Source organism: Streptomyces guryensis (assembly GCF_021261325.1).
GTDB classification, from domain to species: domain Bacteria; phylum Actinomycetota; class Actinomycetes; order Streptomycetales; family Streptomycetaceae; genus Streptomyces; species Streptomyces guryensis.
This window is the reverse complement of the sequence record NZ_JAJSBI010000013.1, coordinates 111,225-128,212: the sequence shown is the minus strand read 5'-3', so window position 1 is coordinate 128,212 and position 16,988 is coordinate 111,225. Positions and strand designations below refer to the sequence as shown.

Sequence of the window (16,988 nt, the reverse complement as noted above, 5' to 3'; positions counted from 1 at the left end):
GGCCTCTCACGGCTTGCCTACTGCTTACCGCACAGCGAGACGACCTTCTGCTCATCCTCCGAGAGGGTGGGGCCGGGGCTGGGGGTGGGTGCGGTCGCTGATGTGGACGGGGTCGGTGAGGTCGAGGGGCTCGGTGATGCCTTGGACGTGCGGGAGGTCTTGGTGGTTCCCGTGGTGCCGCCCGCCTGGCCCGTGCCGGTCTTCGCGTTGTTCTTGCTCTCGGCCGCCTGACGCTCGGACTCCTTCTTGCACGCGGAGGCCTGCACGGAAAGCTCGTTGATCTTCGACTGGGCCTCGCTCAGGCCGCCCTCGGTGATCGTGGCCTTGACCTGCACCTGCTGGTACGGAGGCAGGTACTTGAGTTCGATCTCGGGGTGGTCCTTCTCCACCTTCGAGAGGGACACCCAGGCCAGGTCCTGGCTGATGCCCCGGTACAGCGCGACGTGCTCCTCCTTGGTGCCGACGTAGTACTGCGTCTGCGTCCAGCGCCAGCCGCCGTAGAGGCCGCCGCCGACGACGGCGAGGGCGAGCACGATGTAGAAGGATCTCTTCGCCCATGTGCGGCCTCTGCGGGGTTTGACGAAGTCGTCGTCGCTGTAGTCGCCGAAGCTGCCGGCGGGGATGTAGCCGGTGGTGTCGCCGGAGCCGGGCGGGCCGAACTCGCCGCCGCCCTGTCCGTGGCCCTGGCGGCCGAGGCCGGAGGCGCGGCCTGCCGGGGTCTCCATGAAGCCGGGGTCGTGCAGGTGGTTCTGGTTCTCCGCGACCGCGCCGACCACGACCGGGGTGTCGGAGAGCTGCCCGGCGAGGGTGTCGCCGGTGTCCAGGTCCAGTACGTCGGCGACGATGACGGTGATGTTGTCGGGGCCGCCGCCGCGCAGCGCGAGCTGGATCAGCTCCTGCACGGTCTCCTGCGGGCCCTGGTAGCTGGCGAGGGTGTCCTCGAGCGTCTGGTGGGAGACGACCCCGGACAGGCCGTCGGAGCAGATCAGGTAGCGGTCGCCGGCACGGACCTCACGGATCGAGAGATCCGGCTCGACGTGCTCTCCGCTGCCCAGCGCGCGCATCAGCAGGGAGCGCTGCGGGTGGGTGGTGGCTTCTTCTTCGGTGATGCGGCCCTCGTCGACCAGGCGCTGCACCCAGGTGTGGTCCTGGGTGATCTGCGTGAGGACGCCGTCGCGCAGCAGGTACGCGCGTGAGTCGCCGACGTGGACGAGGCCGAGGCGCTGGCCGGTCCACAGCAGGGCGGTGAGCGTGGTGCCCATGCCCTCGAGCTGGGGGTCCTCCTCGACCATGGAGCGCAGTTGGTCGTTGGCGCGCTGTACGGCGGTGCCGAGGGAGGTGAGGATGTCGGAGCCCGGCACGTCGTCGTCGAGGGCGACGATGGTGGAGATGGCCTCGGAGGAGGCGACCTCGCCGGCGGCTGCGCCGCCCATGCCGTCGGCGATCGCGAGCAGGCGCGGACCGGCGTATCCGGAGTCCTCGTTGCCCTCGCGGATCATGCCTTTGTGCGATCCGGCGGCGAAGCGCAGTGACAGACTCATGCGCACCTCGCCCGTCGGCTCCGGGTACATCCGCACGGTGCCCACCCTCCGGTCGGGAGCGCGCCGGAGCCCGTGGTGGGGGCCGCCGCTGCGTGCTCGCTCCGCTCGCTCATTGTCGTACTACTTCCGCAGCTCGATGACTGTCTTGCCGATGCGGATCGGCGCGCCCAGCGGAATCGGCGTGGGGGTCGTGAGCCGGCTCCGGTCGAGGTAGGTGCCGTTGGTGGAGCCCAGGTCCTCGACGATCCACTGGCCGTCGCGGTCCGGGTAGATCCTGGCATGGCGGCTGGAGGCGTAGTCGTCGTCCAGCACGATCGTGCTGTCGTGCGCCCGGCCCAGGGTGATGGTCTGGCCCTGGAGCGCGACGGTCGTGCCGGTGAGGGTGCCCTCGGACACGACGAGTTTGGTGGGGGCGTTGCGGCGCTGGCGGCCGCCGCCGGTCTGCTGACGCTGCTGCGGGGGCGCGGCCTGCTGGCGGGCGGCCTGCTGAGGCCGTGCGGCCTCGCGCCTGGCCCCGCGCTGGGTGACGCGCGTACCGAAGAGGTCGCTGCGGATGACCTGCACGGCCACGATCACGAACAGCCACAGTACGGCCAGGAAACCCAGCCGCATGACCGTGAGGGTCAGCTCTGACATTGCCCCCGCTTCACCCTTCGGCTTGCCGGTAAATGATGGTGGTACTGCCCACGACGATCCGCGAGCCGTCGCGGAGCGTAGCGCGGGTTGTGTGCTGCCCGTCCACCACGATGCCGTTCGTGGACCCGAGATCCTGGATCGTCGAGGGCGTTCCGGTCCGGATCTCGCAGTGCCTGCGGGACACGCCGGGGTCGTCGATCCGCACGTCGGCCTCGGTGCTGCGGCCCAGCACCAGCGTGGACCCGGAGATCTGATGGCGGGTGCCGTTGATCTCGATCCAGTGGCGGGTGCGTGAGCCGGGCTGCGGTGCGCCGACCGGGCCGCCGGCCGCGCCGGGACGCTGGCCGTAGGGCGCGGCGCCGGGGCGCGCGGCGGGTGGCGGCGCGGCAGGCATCGGGGGGGCGCCCGCGGGCGCGGCGGCCGGCGGGTAGCCGTAGCCTCCGCCGGGGCGGCCTGCGGATCCGGCCGCCGGAGCGGCGGGCCCGGGAGCCTGCTGGCTGCTGGAGGAGGCGAGCGTACGGCTGCGCACCCGGTACAGGCCGGTGTCGAGGTCGTCCGCCTTCTCCAGGTGGACCTTGATGGGTCCCATGAACGTGTAGCGCTGCTGCTTGGCGTAGTCGCGCACCATGCCGGCGAGTTCGTCGCCGAGCTGGCCGGAGTAGGGGCTGAGCCGCTCGAAGTCCGGTGTGCTCAGTTCCACGATGAAGTCGTTGGGCACGACCGTCCGGTCGCGGTTCCAGATGGTGGCGTTGTTGTCGCACTCGCGCTGGAGCGCTCCGGCGATCTCCACGGGCTGGACCTCGGACTTGAACACCTTGGCAAAGGTGCCGTTGACCAGACCTTCGAGACGCTGCTCGAACTTCTTCAGGACTCCCATGAGGCACCTCCTCCGATGTCGCTTCCGTCCAGTGTCCCGGCTGGCGGGCGCTGCCTTGCCTGGTACTGCTTACTGATCGTATCCACGCGCGGGTGAATCAGCTGGTTCCCCCTGTCGGCCCTGTCGACGGGTGTCGACGCTGGACGAAGTTCCCTCCGGAGGTTCCCTCCGAAGCAGCCCTTCGAACTCTTCCCGCGCACTCCTTCTGCCAAGGATCGTAGAGGCGGCCGCAGACCAGTGTCCCGCACCTGACTGTGGACCCTGCCCGGCTCCGGGGGAGACGGGCAGGACCGGTACGAGGTTGATACGTGAACCGGTACGTGTTGATACGGAGCGGGGGGCTTCGCGGGTCGGTCGTGTGCGCCGCCGGGTCGCGCGACGGGTCGCGTGGCGCGGCGGGGTGTGGACCGGCAGGTCGTGGGCCGGTCGGCGGCCGGAGGGCGCGTCTGTGCTGGTGGGCGGCTGCGCAGGGATAAGGGATGTGAACCCACCCCTGCCAGCGTGCTAATGTTCTGCGTGTCGGAAGGCGCCAGCCCAAAGGGCCAGGAGCCGGAGGACACACCCAATGCGCGGGTGGCGGAATAGGCAGACGCGCTGGATTCAGGTTCCAGTGCCCGCAAGGGCGTGGGGGTTCAACTCCCCCCTCGCGCACCAGAGATACCGACGATACGGGTCTCTGCCAGTGACGGAAGTCACGGCAGGGGCCCGTTTCTCGTTGTCCGGTGAATGGTCCGGCGGCTGTGAGGCATCGCACATCCTTGTCAGGACATGTGAAGGGCCCCAGCTCGTGAGCTATCTCACGGGTGGGGCCTGTCTTCGTCGTGCCGTGATGTCTGGGGGTCGGACTCGATCTACGCCGCTGGCGTCAGGTGGCCGGTCGTGGTCCAGGTTTTCGGTGCGCGGGGTCGATGTGCGGGAGGTGGATGCCGCCGACCAGATGCCGCCGACCAGGGTGTGGGGTTTGAGGGGGCACTGGGCGATGACCCAGGGTGTCCGTCGTGCGGGTGCCAGGCCTCGAAGCCCTTGTCCCGTCAACGGTTGTTCATCTTCGGAATCGAGCCGGGCACGCCGGTTGATCACGCCCAGCCGTCGAGGATTCTCAAGATCCCAGACAGAGTCGCTCAGTGCGGCGAATCGGCCTCTCGGTTTGACGGGCAGGCGGGCGCGGCCACGGTGGGGCCAAGTTCTCGCAGTGCCGATCTCGCGGCGTTGTGGCCGTACATGCCGTGCCCGCCCGCGCCCGGTGGCGTCGCCGCCGAGCACAGGTAGACGCCGGGGATGCCCGTTGCGTACGAGTTGAGGGCAGGGCGTGGGCGGAATGCGGGCCGGAGGGCTGCCTGCCGTGATGAAGGGCGTGCTGTGGTCTACGAGCGGACGGTCCGGCCCCGGCACAGCGGGCCCGAGACTCCCTCGAACTCCAGGTCGAGGCCGACGCCGTCGCGTTCGGCGTGGATGTGCAGGTGCGGCTCGGTGCTGTTGCCCGAGTTGCCGACCTCGCCGAGCACCTGCCCGGCGCGCACGGTGTCGCCCTTGGCCACGGTCACGGTGCCGGGGCGCAGATGGACCAGCTTGACGATCTCGGCGCCCGTGTCGATCCACACGTGGTTGCCGTAACGGGGCTGGTAGCGGATGAGGCCGGGTTCCTGGTCGTCGATGTGGTCGGCGGCGGAGACGACCGTTCCGTCGCAGGGGGCGTGCACGGGCTGCCCGTACACGAGATAGCTCATGTTCTTACCGCCCGCGCGGTCGCCTCGGGCGCGGTGGCGCGCCCGTGCACCGCCGGGGCCGACCTGGAGGATGTCCAGGGCACCTCGCTGTTCGGGGAAGGCGAAATGGTGGTTGAGGCCGCGCCCTCCGCCCTGCGCGATGTACCACCTGCCGCCCCGCAGGGGGAACACGAGGGGGCGGGAGACGGCCGTTCCCCAGCGGTGGCGTCGTGCCCGGACGAGCAACGCACCGAGGACACCGACCAGGACGAGGCCTACGACGGGTTCGGCGGCATTGCCACCGGAGACGGGCAGTCCGGGCAGACGCCACGCGGAGGCAAGAGCGACGAGTGCCCCGGCCTCCACGGGCCGGCGGATCCACCACGGGAGCCGAGCGGGGGTGAACCAGCCCTCCAGGGCCACGTAGCCGGCCACCACCATGAGCACCCTCCCGCACCAGACGATGCGGGAGGGTGCATCCCAGCACGCTTCGATGCGCAGGACGAGCAACAGTGCCAGGACGATCCACCCGAACGCTCCGCGTACCTCCGGCGGGATGCGCAGGCGCGGTGGCCGGTACGCCCCCGGCTGGATCAGGAGCTCGTCGAGTCGCAGGCCGTCCTGGCTGACGGCGAAGGCGAGGGCTCGGCCGGTGGTGCCCTCGATCACCAGGCCGTCGCGGCTGTCGCGTATGCCGGTGACGTCTCCGATGCGCGCGAGCGTGACGTCCACGATCTCGTCGAGCCGTGCGCGGCCCACGGCGGCGACCACGCGCGGCGCGAGATGCTCCCGGTCGGCGGCCTCGGCGGTGAGGAAGCGGTACAGGGCTTGCGCCGCGGCACCTGCCGGTCCGGGGTCCGGCCGCCCCGCCCGGCGGGGCGTCACCGATTCCCCGGTCGTGTCACGCATCGGGCGCACCGTCCTGTCCGGCCAACATGGCCACGGGGGTCATTCCGCCTGTGGGCGGCGGTGCCCAACGGCGTTGCGACAGCCGGTCCTTGACGGACCGGAAGCACCGGGCAAGCGACCGGTAGTCGTCGTCACGCAGGCAGGTGCAGTCCGCGCCGATCATCAGCAGGCCGAAGCATATGAGGCCCATGAAGGCCGCGATGCCCAGGTGCGGGCCCTCCAGGGCCACGGTGTTGGCCTTCCGGCCCCATGGGCGGGCGGCAGGATGGCGATGGCCGGCGCGAGTTCGATGAAGATCGTGAAGTGGCGGACGGCGGTGCCCACGAAGGCGTTGTTCATGAGATGCGCATAGGCCGACGACATCTCGAAGCCGGTGATCCGGCCGATGTAGTACATGGCCACGCCGTCCTGCCACATCTTCCCCGTGATCTTCCAGTAGCCGGCGGCGAAGTACAGCACCGCGGTCTGGAAGACGATGAGAACGGCGGCCAGGTTGTGCAGCACGGTGGGGACGGTCGTCTGTTCCTGCTCCCGCATCCGTGCGCGCCGCTGCTTCGCGCCGGGCGGGAAGCAGGCGCGTACCAGTTCAAGATCAACGCCAAGCGGGATCATGGGCGGCCCCGCCGAGCGGCTGCGGCTGGGGGTTCCTCCGGGCTACCGGGAGGAACCCCTTCAGCGTGTCTCAGCAGTGCAGGACGGGCGCTGTCGTCTTCTCCGTGTCGGTCGCGGCGGATGGGCCGGAGTCCTGGCTGGGACCTTGGATGAGGGTGAAGGCGGCCAGCGCGGCGATGCCGAGGATCGACACGGCCCACCAGCTCGCGACCGTGTACCCGTGGACGGCGGCATGGTTGGCGTAGCCGGCCTTGCCGAGGGACCTGGTCCGTGCTGCTGGTCGGCGCGGTGCTCCTGCTCGCCGTCTTCGTCCTGGTCGAAAGCAGGGCCGCGGTGTATTGAATATGTCATGTACTGAATCCACCCGGTCACGAGCTGTGCCGGCGGATAGGGCCGTGCGTTGGTGCGGTCGGTGAAGACATCGCGGAGGCCGGTCTAGTTACGCATCAGGTCGGCCTGTTGTGCGGTGACGAAGACGCTGGACCCGTTGTCCATGCCGTTCGCGATGTGGTCGGCGATGGGGCGGAACCGGGAGGCCTCGGTGATGGCGATGATGTAGCGCAGGATGCCGCGTGCCTGTGCGGTGCGGTCGGTGCCGCGGGTGCCGAGGTCCCTGAGGCTGCTCTCAAGGCTGAACTCGCTCAGGTCGACGGCGGTCAGCGGCTGGTTCGCGACGTGGGCGAGGGCGTCGTGGCCCTCCTTGCCGAGGAACCACTTGTCGGTGGTGGTCTCGTCCTCGTCGGGGACGTCGGAGGCGAGGTTCAGGACGAAGTTGTGCGGGGTGTCCCTGGAGGAGAACCGCATGACGCAGAAGTCGCTGAGCCGTACGGTCGTCTGCACCGTGGGCGTGTGGTTGCCGCCGCTGATCACGATGTCGGCGAAACTCCGCGGTTCCGTGCTGTCGTTGCTGAGGACGTCCACCCCGGTGTCGACCTTGGGCGGGACTCGGCCGTTGGCCGAGGTCTCGGCGAGGTTCCGCAGCTGGTCGAGCATGGTCAGATAGGCGCCCGAGCCACGGTTGATGTGCCAGCGGACCTGTGGGAGGTCGTCGTGGTTCCTGCGGGTGACGGTCGCGGCGCTGATCGGCACATGATCCGCCGTCGTCGAGGCGGAGGTCCCGGTGTTCCTGGGGGTCAGGAAGAACACCAGGATCCCGAGAAGGACGGACAGGGCGACCACGGTGAGGACGCTGGTCGGCATGGTGTGCTCCGGTTGTTCGACGCGCGGCGATGTCACGACCGACGTTCACAGCCGGGAGGTTGTCCGGCAGGCCCCTTGGCCGCCGCAAACAATTCCGGAGGATCGAGTTCCACATTAGTTCTCCGGATGTGAGGCGGCTGCTCGACGCCCTGCCCGTCTGGCTGCGCCCCTGGGTCTTTGGCCCCCTCGCTGCCGGCTCGCCCCGCGGCACTACGGGAGGAGGCCAAGGCTTCACAGCCGAGTTGTGTCGGTGGGGATGCCGAGGAGGATCCGTCCGGCCGGCGCCGCCCGGGCGCTCCAGCAACAGAAGGACCGCGTACGGGCCCGGACCGGTGACCGGTACCCCGTAGCTGACCCGTCGCACTGCCGGCCCTGAGGCGCACGGCCGGCCGTCATGGACGCACGGCGACGGTCCATCCGGGGTTGTAGGTGTCCGGCACCGGAAAACGTGGCCAGTCGCGCGCCCAGTGCGGTGGCTCCTGCTCGCGAAGGACCATCGCGCTGGGGTGCGCCGGGGGATCCGTCTCCGGAACCATGCAGCCTGCCGTGTGGGCGATGGGGATCGTCGAGGTGTTCCCGGCGAGGACACACGGCGGGTGCACCCCGTGCTCGCGCAGCACGGAGGCGATCCGGTCCCAGTCTCCGCGGGCCCGCTGCTGGATGCCCGCATGGGTGTGGACGAGATCGGCCTGGATGACCCAGTGCCCGAGGAGTGCCAGGGCGAGCACCGCGGCTGTCGGCAGCGAACGACGGGTGCGGGCCCGGTGGACGACGGCGAGGAGCCCGACAGCGGCAGGGAGCGCCAGCAGGGCGTAGGTCGGCAGCAGGAACCGTGGCGCGGCGTAGGGGACGAGGAAGAGGTACGGCGCCGCGGCGGCCACCGCCACCGCCAGCCACAGCGGGGCGGTGGACCGGCGCGCCCGGTGCTCCGCCCACAGCCCCAGGCCGACCAGCAGCGGCAGCAGAACCCACCACTCCGTCACGGGCAGCCGTACGGTGTCGCCCGTACAGGGACGGCACAGCAGCGGGCCGTCCAGCGCGGTGAGATGGGCACGCAGGGAGAAGACGGCCCGCAGGCCGCCCTGGACCTCGTCGGCCTGCGTGAGCCGGTTCCGCACCCCGCCGAACCGCACCTCGGCCTCGACGACCCAGGGCAGCGCGCCCGCCACGAGTCCGGCCGCCACGGCCGACAGGCGCGCCCTCAGCCGGCCGTGGCCGCGCAGCGCGGGCATCAGTACGGCGGCCAGGAGCAGCGGCACGGCGACGGCCACGCCGTCGTTGGGCCGCATCAGGGTCACCACCGCCAGGCCTGCCGCGACACCCGCGTACCGGGGCCGCGGCGCCAGGAAACAGCCCACCGCGGCGGTGGCACCCATCGCGGTGTAGTGGTTCGGCATCGCGGAACCGGCGTAGAACAGAGTGATCCACAGGCTGCCGTACAGTCCGGCCGCCACCCACACCGCCGCCGGGCGGTGCACGATCCGCAGCCAGGGGCGGAAGCCCAGCCAGAGCGCACCGCCGGCCAGCAGGAGCAGCCACACCCTGAGCAGCACCGTCGAGTGGCTCCAGGAGGCGATCGGAGCAAGCAGCAGGGGGACCCCGCGGGTGCGCGGGGCGCTGAACGGGGTCGCGGGACCGTACGCTCCGAAGCGGCTGGCGTACACCATCTCGTCCCAGCCGAGCGGCAGGGTGAGCGGTACGAGGACGGCCGACAGCAGACAGAACCCGGCGACCACGATCCACAGCATCCGCTGCGCCGCCGCTGTGCGATCCGCGTTCATCCGACCCGGCCCGGCTCGCGCCGGCCGCGGCGCACCGCTGCGCGGGCGAGGATGCCTGCCGTGGCGGCGAGAACCGTGGCACGGTCGCGCCAGTCGGCCGGACCGGGTGGTGGCGGAGCGGCCCGCCCGGCCGCACCGGCCCTGGCGGCCCTGCCCATCTCCGCACGCCGGCCGTCGTCCCGTATCAGTGCCGGCAGCGCGTCGGCCACGCCCAGGGTGCCGTCGCGCGGGACGGGACAGCCGTCGACACCGTGGCGGATGATCTCGCCGGGCTCGTGGGGGCAGTCGGTGCTCACCACTGGCAGGCCACAGCGCATGGCCTCCACGATAGTCATACCTAATGACTCGTGTGTGTAGATCGCCACGGCGATGGAGCCCTTGACCCACTCGGCGTCGATGGGAGTGTCCGACCCATCAGGAAGACCCGCTCCCCCAGGCCGTGTTGGGCTGTCCGGTCGGCTGTCCGGGCGCGCTCCGCGCCGTCCCCGTGGATACGCGAAGACCAGTCGGGGCAAACACTGTCCGGCGCAGAGGTTTCCGACGCCGTACGGGACGAGACCGGGGTACGGCGGCCGGGCGTCGACGCCCGTGACATCACCGAAGGTGCCGACCGCACCCTGACCCGCGGCGCCGGGATGGTCAGGAGCAGACCCGCCTGTAGGGCCGGTCCGGAACATAGGTGCGCCACTGCGCTCGAGTCAGCTCGGCGTTCCCGGCACGGGCGCAGACAAGAGATACCGCTCGGTCCGGATCCACCACGTACCGCTGGAGCGGGACGTGGTCGCCGCCCACGTACAGCATGGTGTTGTCCGGGCTGAAGGCGAGCGTGTCGATGTTCTCACCGGAGGTGGGCAGAGGAGGACCGAGCGGTTGCTGGGTTGCGGTGTCCCAGAGTTGGACGGTTCCCGCGTCGCCGCCCACGGCGAGCGTGCTGCCGTCCGGGCTGAAGGCGAGAGCCGTGACGGTCTCGGCTGAGTCGGAGGACGGATCGACGGGCGTCAGAAAGACGTTCCGCAGGATGCCTGCTCGGTGCCGGAGGTCGCCGTCCCAGATGGCCACCCGCCCTGTACTGTCGCCGGCCGCCAGGCGGGAGCCGTCGGGAGCGAAGGCGATTTCTTCGATGGCATCGTGCTGGACGAGGTCATGGACCTGGGACCGGCCCGCTCGGACGACACGGTTGTCGCTCACGAGGAGCCCGCCGTCCCGGCTGACGGCCAGATGATCGCCGCCCGGGCCGGGCAGAAGCGCCGTCCTCCGCTGTCGCGTCGTCTCCCAGGTCTCGTTGGTGAGGCCGTCGTCGTTCTGACGTGCGGTGAGGAGCGTACGACCGCCCGGTCCCAGGGCGATGGCGACCGTAGACGCCGCGGACGTCGGCGCCAGGTCCACCGTGGTCTTCGCGTGTCCGGCGGCCACGTCCCACACCGTCAGACGCTGCCGCGCCGTGTCCCAGGGGGCGGAGACTCCGTACGCGAACGTGCCTCCGTCGGGGCTGAAGGACAGCAAAGGATCAGTGATCTCCGCGGGGACCGTCGGTATGCCGGTGCGGAAGACGGGAAAGGACGGGGTCGGCAGGGTTCGCAGCAGACGGCCGTCGCGCGTGTTCCGCAGCTGGAAGACGTAGCGTTCACCGATACGTTCGGCGGTGGCGAGCGTCCTGCCGTCGGGGCTGAGCCGGACCCCGGCGAGCGGACTCTTGCGCCAGGCGCGGGTGAGCGTCGTGGTGAGGTCGAGGGTGTGGACCGTGCCCCCTTCGAGGTACCGCAGCAGGGGTCGCGAGGAGTCCCAGGCGAGACCGGAGAGAGTCTCGTTGTCCAGGGAGTGCCGGAAAACGGGGGCGCCGTGGTTGGGCAGACGCCACGCTCTGATCTCCTGGCCGCCGCCGGTCGCCAGAAACGAGCCGTCCGCGCTCACGGCGGCGGAATCGACACCCGGGTGGGCGACGTCGGCGAGCTCTCGTCCCGACGTGGTGTCCCATACCCGCACCCGGCCCCCGGCGAGAGCGAGGAGCCGGCCGCCGGTGAGGCTCAGGAAGGCGCCGTCACCACAGATGCCGCGAGCCCTCGTCCAGGCACCGGACCGGACGCTGCGCGCGGAGGTGTCCCAGACCTGCGGGGCCCGGCCGCGCGGGCAGACGGCCAGCAGCCGGTCGTCGGCCGCCGCGTGGGCGAGCTCCCCGCTGCCGGCCGACGGGGTCTGGAAGACCAGATGGCCGTCGGTGGCGGAGTAGAGCCCGGCCCGGTCGTCGTCCGGGCTCCTCATCAGGTAAGTGCGGCCACTCGCCCCGAAGCTCACGGTGTCCCTGAACGGCAATGGGCCCCCGATCCAGCGCCTCGTTCGGGTGTCCCACAGCCGCTGGATCTGCCGGGCGGTCTGGATGACGAGCACCCGGCCGCCCGGACCCGCGGCGAGTATCGCCCCGTGAGGCAGCGGCCCCGAGGCGATACGGCGGTGGGTGCCCACATCCCACCTTCGCCAGGCGGTGTTGTCGCTGGTGCTGAGCAGCGTGCGCCCGCCGGTGTCGAGGATGCGCGTCGGTTCGTCACCGGGCGCCGGGTCGGTGAAGTTGCCCAGTTCGGGCTGGGCCAGGGCACCCAGCAGGGCTCGGCGGGACTCCGGCAGCTCAGAGATGCGCCATGCGGCGACGCCGAGCAGCATCGCGGTGCGCGGGTCAGTGGTGCGCAGCGCTTCGGCGACCGCGGCCACCCGGCGGGCCGCCGTGTCGGTGGTCTGCTTCTCGCTGTCCTGACGCAGTCGCAGCGCGGTCAGGCCGACGACCAGGGCCACCGCCAGCACGGCACAGAGCGAGGCCGTGAGAGTGCGGCTCCGGCGCCGGGCCCGGGTGGCCGCCCGCTCCTCCGCCGCCCGCTGTCCCGCCGCGGCGACCAGGAAGGCCGTCTCGTCGGCGGTCAAACCGTCGTAGCCGCGGTCCTCACCCGCGAACAGTTCCTCGGCCCGCGAAAGGCGGGTGCCCCGGTAGAGCGTGCCCGGGTCGCGGTCGTGCTCCAGCCAGGTGCGGGCGGCCTCGGTCAGCTGCCGGTGGTGGCGCAGCCGCTCCCGGTCCGCGTCGATCCACTCCCGCAGCCGCGGCCAGCTGGTGATGAGCGCCTCGTGGGCGAGCTGCACTCCGTCGTCGTCGCTGGTCAGCAGCCGGGCCCTGGTCAGCCGCCCGGCCACGGCCCGCACCTCGGGGTCCTCCCAGCCGGCCATCTCCTCCCGGCTGAGCGGGCGGCGGGTGTCGGCGTTGCCCTGGCCGGGTTCGACCATCCGCAGGAGCAGGTGCCGGGCGGCATGGGTCTGCGCCGGTGAGAGTTCCCCGTACGCCTCCTCGGCGCTGGCCGCGATCGCGCCGCGCACCCCGCCGGCCGCTTCGTACGCGGCCAGGGTCAGCATGCGGCCCTTGCGCCGCCGCCAGGTCTCCAGCAGGGCGTGGGACAGCATCGGCAGCCCGCCGGGCTCGTCGAGCACGTCTTCGACGATCCGTGCGGTCAGGGTCCGCTCCACGATGAGCCCGGCCGCCTGCGCGGGACCGATCACCGCCTCGCGCAGCTCGTCGGCGGTCATGGGCCCGACCAGGAGCCCACTGGCGTGCAGCGCCTCCGCCAGCCGCGGGTGCTCCGCACACCGCGCGTAGAAGTCGGACCGTACGGCTATGAGTACGCGCAGTCGGCTTCCCGCATCGCGCGCGGCGAGCAGAAGGTCGAGGAAGCGGTCCCGTTCGGCGCGCTCGCGGCAGAGGGTGAAGACCTCCTCGAACTGATCCACCACCACCCAGCTCTCCGGATCGTCGTCCTCGGGCGTCAGCAGATGCCCGTAGGTGGTGGCGGGCCGGGCTCCGGGGGTGAGGATCCGCAGGACCGCCGTACGCCCCTGCTGCGCGATCCTCTCCCTCAGCACGGGAATCAGGCCGGCCCGCAGCAGGGAGGACTTGCCGCTGCCCGACGCCCCGAACACCACGGCGAACGGGGACCCGCACGCCAGCTCGCTCAGCTCGTCGATCAGCCGGTCCCGGCCGAAGAACAGCTCACAGTCGTCCGGCTCGAAGCGAGTGAGGCCACGGTAGGGCGGTGCGGCGTCCGCGTCCTCCTGCCGCTCCTCCCCGGACAGCGCCTCGGCCTCGGCCCACCGTGCCTCCCACGGAGCGGGATCGTCCCCGCACGCCTGGACGTACGCCTGGAGCACGGCCAACGACGGCAGCCGCTCGCCGCTCGCGGCTTTCGCCAGGGTCGTCGTCGAGAAGCCGGCCTTCTTCGCCATGGTCCGGTACGACACCCCGCCCGCCGAGCGGCGCAGCTCCCGAAGGTCGTGGGCGAGCCGCTGCACGGGACCGGCCGCCGGGTCGACCGGTAGTTCGGGACGCCCCATCGGTGAAGCCTCTTTCGCGTGCAAGAACAAAAACGCGTGCAAGAACAAAAAGCTGATCGGCAGCACAAGGTACTTTTCGTCCCCCTCGGGCGAGAACCCTTTCCGACTGTGACGTCCGACTGTGACGTCCGACTGTGACGTCCGACTGTGACGTCCGACTGTGACGTCCGACTGTGACGTCCGACTGTGACGTCCGACTGTGACGTCCGGAGGAGAAGTTGTTCGTACCAGCGGCGCCGCGTTTGTTTTCCCTGATGAGACGGGGGATGGAAACAGAACCATCGCCCCGTCGGACGTCGTCACGACGGGCCCGGTACGGAGCTCTCGTCATCGAAAGCAAACGATCCCGACGGCAGTGACCGCACTCGATGACCGCCGGATCCCGGCCCGCCACATCGGGCGATCCGGTCCGCCCGGTCCACTCGGATGTGCTGGTCCGGCAGCAGGTTCAGGGCGCTGCGAGGACCATCACATGGCCCGCCCAGCCGGTCCGGGAGGTGTTTTCCACAGGCGTGGAGTTGTCCACAGGGTCTGACGCGCCTCGGCCGCCGGCTGTACGGTCGGCACGAGTTGATGTTCGTGCGGGTGCGGGGGAGGCGGTCGGTGTGACCGGAATCGTAGAGGCAGCGGCGGAAGCGGCGGAGTCGGGCGGGCCGCGGCTCCCCCGGGTGCGGGGCTTCGCCGAGTGGCCCGCCGAGGGCTCGCCCAAGGACGAGGGCAAGGCGCTGCGCAAGCGGGTGCCGCGCAGCACGCACTCCGCGCTCGACCTCGACGGCTCCCGCCCGCACGCGGCCGACGCGGTCGAGGAGTCGCACCGCGGCCGGATCGCCGAGCTCACTCCGATACGCGCGGGCCGCATGGCGGCCACCCCCTTCGCCTTCCTGCGCGGTTCGGCCGGTCTCATGGCGTACGACCTCGCGCGCACCCCCATGACCCGGATCCGTGCGCAGATCTGCGGAGACGCGCATGCCGCCAACTTCGGTCTGTACGGCGATGCCCGCGGCGACCTGGTCATCGACCTCAACGACTTCGACGAGACCGTCCGCGGCCCCTGGGAGTGGGACCTGAAGCGGCTGGCCGCCTCCCTCGTGCTCGCGGGCCGGGAGGCCGGTGCCGACGAGGACCACTGCCGCAAGGCGGCCTACGACGCGACCGGCGCCTACCGCCGCACCATGCGGCTGCTCGCCAAACTGCCCGTGCTGGACGCGTGGAACGCCATCGCGGACGAGGAACTCGTCTCCCACGCCGACGCCCACGACCTGCTCGGCACGCTGGAGCGGGTCTCCGAGAAGGCGCGGGCCAATACGAGCGGGCGCTTCGCGGCGAAGTCGACGGAGGAGGCCGAGGACGGCGGGCGCCGCTTCGTCGAGGCGCTGCCGGTGCTGCGGCGCGTGCCGGACGCGGAGGCCGCGGCGGTGGCGGCGGCCCTCGAGCAGTATGTGACGACGCTCTCCGAGGACCGGCTCCCGCTGCTGGCCCGCCACGCGGTGCACGACGTCGCCTTCCGGGTCGTCGGCACGGGCAGTGTCGGCACCCGGTCGTACGTCGTGCTGCTCCTGGACCACCGGGGGCAGCCGCTCGTCCTCCAGGTGAAGGAGGCCCGCCCCTCGACGCTGGTGCCGCACCTGGTGACCGCGGGCTTCGAGGCGCCGGAGGTGGAGCACGAGGGCCGCCGGGTGGTTCTCGGGCAGAAGCGCATGCAGGTCGTCAGCGACATCCTGCTGGGCTGGACGACGGTGGAGGGGCGGCCCTTCCAGGTACGGCAGTTCCGCAATCGCAAGGGCAGTGTCGACCCGGCGGCGCTGGCCGCCGACCAGATAGACGACTACGGCCGTATGACCGGCGCGCTCCTGGCCCGTGCCCACTCCCACAGCGCCGACCCGCGCCTGGTCGCCGGGTACTGCGGCAAGATCGAGGAACTGGACGAGGCGATCGCCGACTTCGGCGTCGCCTACGCCGACCGCACGGAGGCCGACCACGCCGATCTGGTGGCGGCGGTGCGGTCGGGGCGGATCGCGGCGGAGACAGGGGTGTGAGGGGAGCGTCCGCAGGAGGCGGCGGCCGACGGGGTGCGTGCCCGCAGTGGCCTACGCTGGTCGGGTGACGAGCCCGGAAGCTGAGCAGGGTGGTGGTGTCGCCGGCGAGGAGCAGGCGACGCCCCAGGACGGTGCGCCGCGTCCCGAGGAGCGGCTGGAGCGGGCCGTGCGGGCCGCCGAGCAGGCGCTGATCGAGTACGAGATCGCTGTCGAGACCTTCCGCGTGGAGGTCGAGAACTTCTCCCGGCTGCACCACCAGAAGCTCGGCCCGATGTATGCCCGCCTCGACGAACTGGACGCGCAGATCGCCGAGGCACGGGCCGCCCGCACCGGCGACCCCGAGGACCACCGCAAGGCCGACGAGGCCCGGGCCCGGGTGCTGCCGATGCCCGGCGTCGAGGAGCTGTTCCACGGCTGGATGGACGGGGAGGGGCTCTTCCCGGAGGCCGTGGCGATGCTCACGGACCAGCCCGTGCGGCCCCCGCAGCGGGTGCGTCCCAGTGACGAGGCCCGCAAGCTCTACCGCGAACTGGCCCGCAAGGCCCACCCCGACCTGGCCCAGGACGACACCGAGCGGGCGCGGCGCGAGGAGTTCATCACCCGGGTCAACGCGGCCTACTCCCGCGGCGACGAGCTTCTGCTGCGGGAGCTGGCCGAGGAGTGGGCCAAGGGCCCGGCGCCCCAGGAGCGCGGTCCGAGCCGCAGCGAGGAGCTCTACGCCCGCCTCGAATGGCTCGCCCAGCGCAAGGAACTGCTCTCGCTGGTCGCCAAGGAACTGGAGGAGAGCGCGATCGGGGCGATGCTCCGGCTGGCGCCGGACGATCCCGACCGGCTCCTGGAGGAAATCGCCGAGAAGCTCCTGGCCGATGTCTCCCAGCGTGAGGCGGAGCTGGCCGAGCTGCTCGGCTAGTTCCCCCTCAGGGGGCCGGTTCCCTGCCCGGCCGCGTCGGGTAGCGTTTCAGGCATGCATTTCGGAGCTGGTGTGCCCACGGTCGAGGTCGGGGACCTCAAGGACGGCGACTTCCTGCTGGACGTCCGCGAGGCGGACGAGTGGCAGGCGGGTCACGCCGAAGGGGCACTGCACATCCCCATCAGTGATTTCGTCGCCCGCTACGGCGAGCTGACCGAGGCCGCGCCGCAGGACGGCCGCGTCAACGTGATCTGCCGCTCCGGCGGACGCTCGGCGCAGGTCGCGATGTACCTCGTGCAGCAGGGCATCGACGCCGTGAACGTCGACGGCGGCATGCAGGTGTGGGCGGCAGTGGGCCGTCCGGTGGTGACGGACGAGGGACAGCCCGGCTTCGTCCTGTAGCTCGCGGCGGCCGCGG

Annotated in this window: 13 protein-coding genes, 1 tRNA gene and 1 pseudogene; 4 read left to right on the top strand and 11 right to left on the bottom strand. The window is 71.3% G+C overall.

What is annotated here, in order from left to right:
- Positions 1 to 17 precede the first annotated feature (17 nt).
- The 3 genes from LJ657_RS25510 to LJ657_RS25500 all read right to left on the bottom strand — a co-directional run bounded on the left by LJ657_RS25510 (position 18) and on the right by LJ657_RS25500 (position 3,054).
- Complete coding sequence (locus tag LJ657_RS25510; protein ID WP_232651186.1) at positions 18 to 1,571, bottom strand: Stp1/IreP family PP2C-type Ser/Thr phosphatase; 1,554 nt, start codon at positions 1,569 to 1,571, stop codon at positions 18 to 20.
- A gap of 90 nt (positions 1,572 to 1,661) precedes the next feature.
- Positions 1,662 to 2,177, bottom strand: coding sequence for an FHA domain-containing protein FhaB/FipA (locus LJ657_RS25505; protein WP_232651076.1), 516 nt, complete (start codon positions 2,175 to 2,177; stop codon positions 1,662 to 1,664).
- Positions 2,178 to 2,187: 10 nt separating this feature from the next.
- Positions 2,188 to 3,054, bottom strand: coding sequence for an FHA domain-containing protein (locus tag LJ657_RS25500; protein ID WP_232651075.1), 867 nt, complete (start codon positions 3,052 to 3,054; stop codon positions 2,188 to 2,190).
- A 567-nt stretch (positions 3,055 to 3,621) separates the two neighbouring features.
- Here LJ657_RS25500 and LJ657_RS25495 point away from each other — a divergent pair.
- Positions 3,622 to 3,708 (top strand) — tRNA-Leu (locus tag LJ657_RS25495).
- Between the two features lie 467 nt (positions 3,709 to 4,175).
- Here the strand turns inward: LJ657_RS25495 and LJ657_RS25490 are convergent.
- The 8 genes and pseudogenes from LJ657_RS25490 to LJ657_RS25460 all read right to left on the bottom strand — a co-directional run.
- Positions 4,176 to 4,382: pseudogene (locus LJ657_RS25490) on the bottom strand (hypothetical protein); the annotation flags it as partial.
- Positions 4,383 to 4,418: 36 nt separating this feature from the next.
- Complete coding sequence (locus LJ657_RS25485) at positions 4,419 to 5,669, bottom strand: M23 family metallopeptidase (RefSeq protein WP_232651074.1); 1,251 nt, start codon at positions 5,667 to 5,669, stop codon at positions 4,419 to 4,421.
- Between the two features lie 162 nt (positions 5,670 to 5,831).
- Positions 5,832 to 6,281, bottom strand: coding sequence for a hypothetical protein (locus LJ657_RS25480; RefSeq protein ID WP_232651073.1), 450 nt, complete (start codon positions 6,279 to 6,281; stop codon positions 5,832 to 5,834).
- Positions 6,282 to 6,351: 70 nt separating this feature from the next.
- Positions 6,352 to 6,474, bottom strand: coding sequence for a hypothetical protein (locus tag LJ657_RS48240; protein WP_269786915.1), 123 nt, complete (start codon positions 6,472 to 6,474; stop codon positions 6,352 to 6,354).
- Positions 6,475 to 6,716: 242 nt separating this feature from the next.
- Entirely contained in the window at positions 6,717 to 7,481 is a 765-nt protein-coding gene (locus LJ657_RS25475) for a ribosome-inactivating family protein (protein WP_232651072.1), read from the bottom strand.
- A gap of 392 nt (positions 7,482 to 7,873) precedes the next feature.
- Complete coding sequence (locus LJ657_RS25470; RefSeq protein ID WP_232651071.1) at positions 7,874 to 9,262, bottom strand: hypothetical protein; 1,389 nt, start codon at positions 9,260 to 9,262, stop codon at positions 7,874 to 7,876.
- On the bottom strand, positions 9,259 to 9,597 hold the full coding sequence (locus tag LJ657_RS25465) for a glycosyltransferase (RefSeq protein WP_372487967.1): 339 nt from the start codon (positions 9,595 to 9,597) through the stop codon (positions 9,259 to 9,261). Before LJ657_RS25465 ends, LJ657_RS25470 begins: the two co-directional genes overlap by 4 nt.
- Positions 9,598 to 9,901: 304 nt before the next feature.
- Positions 9,902 to 13,624 (bottom strand): nSTAND1 domain-containing NTPase, encoded by a 3,723-nt coding sequence (locus LJ657_RS25460; protein ID WP_232651070.1) that lies wholly within the window; start codon positions 13,622 to 13,624, stop codon positions 9,902 to 9,904.
- Between the two features lie 605 nt (positions 13,625 to 14,229).
- On the opposite strand from LJ657_RS25460, the gene LJ657_RS25455 reads away from it, so the two are divergent.
- The 3 genes from LJ657_RS25455 (at position 14,230) to LJ657_RS25445 (ending at position 16,972) form a co-directional block, all read left to right on the top strand.
- Positions 14,230 to 15,660, top strand: coding sequence for a DUF2252 domain-containing protein (locus LJ657_RS25455; RefSeq protein ID WP_232651069.1), 1,431 nt, complete (start codon positions 14,230 to 14,232; stop codon positions 15,658 to 15,660).
- A gap of 64 nt (positions 15,661 to 15,724) precedes the next feature.
- The gene (locus tag LJ657_RS25450) at positions 15,725 to 16,570 is read left to right on the top strand and encodes a J domain-containing protein (protein ID WP_372487966.1); all 846 of its coding nucleotides are present in this window, start codon (positions 15,725 to 15,727) and stop codon (positions 16,568 to 16,570) included.
- A gap of 72 nt (positions 16,571 to 16,642) precedes the next feature.
- Entirely contained in the window at positions 16,643 to 16,972 is a 330-nt protein-coding gene (locus LJ657_RS25445; RefSeq protein WP_232651184.1) for a rhodanese-like domain-containing protein, read from the top strand.
- Positions 16,973 to 16,988 lie beyond the last annotated feature (16 nt).

Excerpts from the sequence above, each read along its gene's own strand:
- LJ657_RS25510 (WP_232651186.1), bottom strand. The coding sequence starts at position 1,571 with ATGTACCCGGAGCCGACGGGCGAGGTGCGCATGAGTCTGTCACTGCGC.
- LJ657_RS25505 (WP_232651076.1), bottom strand. The coding sequence starts at position 2,177 with ATGTCAGAGCTGACCCTCACGGTCATGCGGCTGGGTTTCCTGGCCGTA.
- LJ657_RS25500 (WP_232651075.1), bottom strand. The coding sequence starts at position 3,054 with ATGGGAGTCCTGAAGAAGTTCGAGCAGCGTCTCGAAGGTCTGGTCAAC.
- LJ657_RS25485 (WP_232651074.1), bottom strand. The coding sequence starts at position 5,669 with ATGCGTGACACGACCGGGGAATCGGTGACGCCCCGCCGGGCGGGGCGG.
- LJ657_RS25480 (WP_232651073.1), bottom strand. The coding sequence starts at position 6,281 with ATGATCCCGCTTGGCGTTGATCTTGAACTGGTACGCGCCTGCTTCCCG.
- LJ657_RS25475 (WP_232651072.1), bottom strand. The coding sequence starts at position 7,481 with ATGCCGACCAGCGTCCTCACCGTGGTCGCCCTGTCCGTCCTTCTCGGG.
- LJ657_RS25470 (WP_232651071.1), bottom strand. The coding sequence starts at position 9,262 with ATGAACGCGGATCGCACAGCGGCGGCGCAGCGGATGCTGTGGATCGTG.
- LJ657_RS25465 (WP_372487967.1), bottom strand. The coding sequence starts at position 9,597 with ATGACTATCGTGGAGGCCATGCGCTGTGGCCTGCCAGTGGTGAGCACC.
- LJ657_RS25460 (WP_232651070.1), bottom strand. The coding sequence starts at position 13,624 with ATGGGGCGTCCCGAACTACCGGTCGACCCGGCGGCCGGTCCCGTGCAG.